Annotated in this window: 1 protein-coding gene and 1 pseudogene; one reads left to right on the forward strand and one right to left on the reverse strand. The window is 74.5% G+C overall.

Annotation, left to right across the window (positions count from 1 at the left end; translation table 11 throughout):
* Nucleotides 1-269: 269 nt before the first annotated feature.
* Nucleotides 270-1,172: an RNA polymerase sigma-70 factor gene (locus ABT247_RS33235; protein ID WP_350750285.1), complete on the reverse strand. Its 903-nt coding sequence runs from the start codon at nt 1,170-1,172 to the stop codon at nt 270-272.
* Nucleotides 1,173-1,394: 222 nt separating this feature from the next.
* Between ABT247_RS33235 and ABT247_RS33240 the strand changes: the two are divergent.
* Nucleotides 1,395-1,868 (forward strand): annotated as a pseudogene (locus ABT247_RS33240) (carboxymuconolactone decarboxylase family protein); the annotation flags it as partial.
* Nucleotides 1,869-1,967 lie beyond the last annotated feature (99 nt).

Below are 1,967 nucleotides of genomic sequence, written 5' to 3' on the forward strand. Positions count from 1 at the left end.
GCCCAGCACGGCCACGCCCTCGTCGATCTCGGCCGGGGAACGGGCCGCGTAACCGAGGACCAGGCCCGGTGGCTGGGGGCCGCCCTGCTCGCCCTCGGCGGCGGCGCGGTCTACCTCGCCCGCCGCAAGCGCGGCCGCCGCGCCTGAGTCCTGCGTGCTCGACCCGCGACACCGCCGGGCCCTCCCCCGAGGGGCCCGGCGGTGTCCGTCCTTCCGGCGGCACGCACCGGCGGCCCCGCCGACCGGCGCGGGTCACCGCCGGCGGCAGGTCAGCGGCCGAGCGCGGTCTCCCGGGTCATCCGGGACAGCTTCTCCGGGTTGCGCACCGCGTACAGGCCGGTGATCAGGCCCTCGTCCAGGCGCAGCGCCAGCACGGTGTCCACCTCGCCGTCCACGCGGGACACCAGCGCCGGGCGGCCGTTGACCTGTTCGATCGTCAGCGAGACCGGCAGCCGGGAGATCCGGCACAGCAGCGCGGCCACCGACTCGGCGCCCACCACGGGGGCCGGCGCCGCCTGGACCACTCCCCCACCGTCGCCCAGCAGAACGGCGTCGGGTGCGAGGAGGCCGAGCAGGGCCCGCAGGTCGCCGGTCTCGACGGCGCGCCGGAAGGCCGTCACCGCCTGTCGGGCCTCGGCCGGCGAGACCGCCCCGCGCGGTCGGCGCGCGGCGACATGGGCGCGGGCCCGGTGGGCGATCTGCCGGACGGCGGCGGGGGACTTGTCGACGGCCTCCGCGATCTCGCCGTACTCCAGCCCGAACACCTCGCGCAGCACGAACACGGCGCGCTCGGTCGGCGTGAGGGTCTCCAGCACCAGCAGCATCGCCAGCGAGACGCTCTCCGCCAGTTCGACGTCCTCGGCGACGTCGGGTGCGGTCAGCAGCGGCTCCGGCAGCCACGGGCCGACGTACGACTCGCGGCGGCGGGCGAGCGTCCGCAGCCGGTTCAGCGCCTGGCGGGTGCAGATCCGCACGAGGTAGGCGCGGTGCTCGCGGACGGTGGACAGGTCGACCCCCACCCAGCGCAGCCACGTCTCCTGCAGCACGTCCTCGGCGTCGGCGGCGGAGCCGAGCAACTCGTAGGCGACGGTGAACAGCAGGTTCCGGTGGGCGAGGAAGACGTCGGTCGCGGCCTCCACCGGGTGTTCGGCCGCCGTGGGGTCCTGGTTCATGTCCGGCTCCTGCCTCTCGCCATCGGGTTGTGCTGGGGTGCGCTCGGGGGTGCTGGGGTGCGCTGGGGTGTGCTGTTCAGTGGACACCGGTGGCCGTCGGCCCGTGACACCGCCCGGCGGTGGCGTCCGTCACAGCCGTCCGCCGTCACGGGCGCCGCGCCGTCCGTGTCCTGTGGTCGTCCGGCGCCGATGCGCACGACGACAACGAGTGAGGACGTCACCGTGGAAACCCGCTTCAACCTGTTCGACAGCCCGACCGCCGCCAAGGTCGCCAGGCGCTTCTCCAGCACCTCGCTGGCCCTCCAGGAGTCGACGCTCCCCAAGGGTTTGCAGGACCTGGTCATGCTGCGCGCCAGCCAGGTCAACGGCTGCGGCTTCTGCATCGACATCCACGCCAAGGAGGCTGCGGCCCACGGGGAGAGCGCGCTGCGGATCAACCTGGTCGCCGGTTGGCGGCACAGCACCGTGTTCACCGAGGCCGAGCGTGCCGCGCTGGCGCTCGCCGAGGAGGGCACCCGGATCGCCGACGGCGCCGGGGGCGTCTCCGACGCGACCTGGACCGATGTGCGCAAGCACTACGACGACGACCAGGTCGGCGCGCTGGTCTGCCTGGTCGCGCTGATCAACGCGGCCAACCGGATGGGCGTGATCGTCAACAGCCTCGGTGGTGCCTTCGAGCCGGGTGCCTCCGCCGCGCTCGCTCCCCCGCCCACCTCATGCCGTACCCAACCACCCGCCGGACCACAGCGGCACACGCCCGCAAGCAGCGGCCGGCCTCCGCCGCGCGCTCACCAA

The organism is Kitasatospora sp. NPDC001539, assembly GCF_040298565.1.
Classification (GTDB): domain Bacteria; phylum Actinomycetota; class Actinomycetes; order Streptomycetales; family Streptomycetaceae; genus Kitasatospora.

Bases quoted from the DNA above. Each gene is read 5' to 3' on its own strand.
- ABT247_RS33235 (WP_350750285.1), bottom strand. From the start codon at position 1,172: ATGAACCAGGACCCCACGGCGGCCGAACACCCGGTGGAGGCCGCGACC.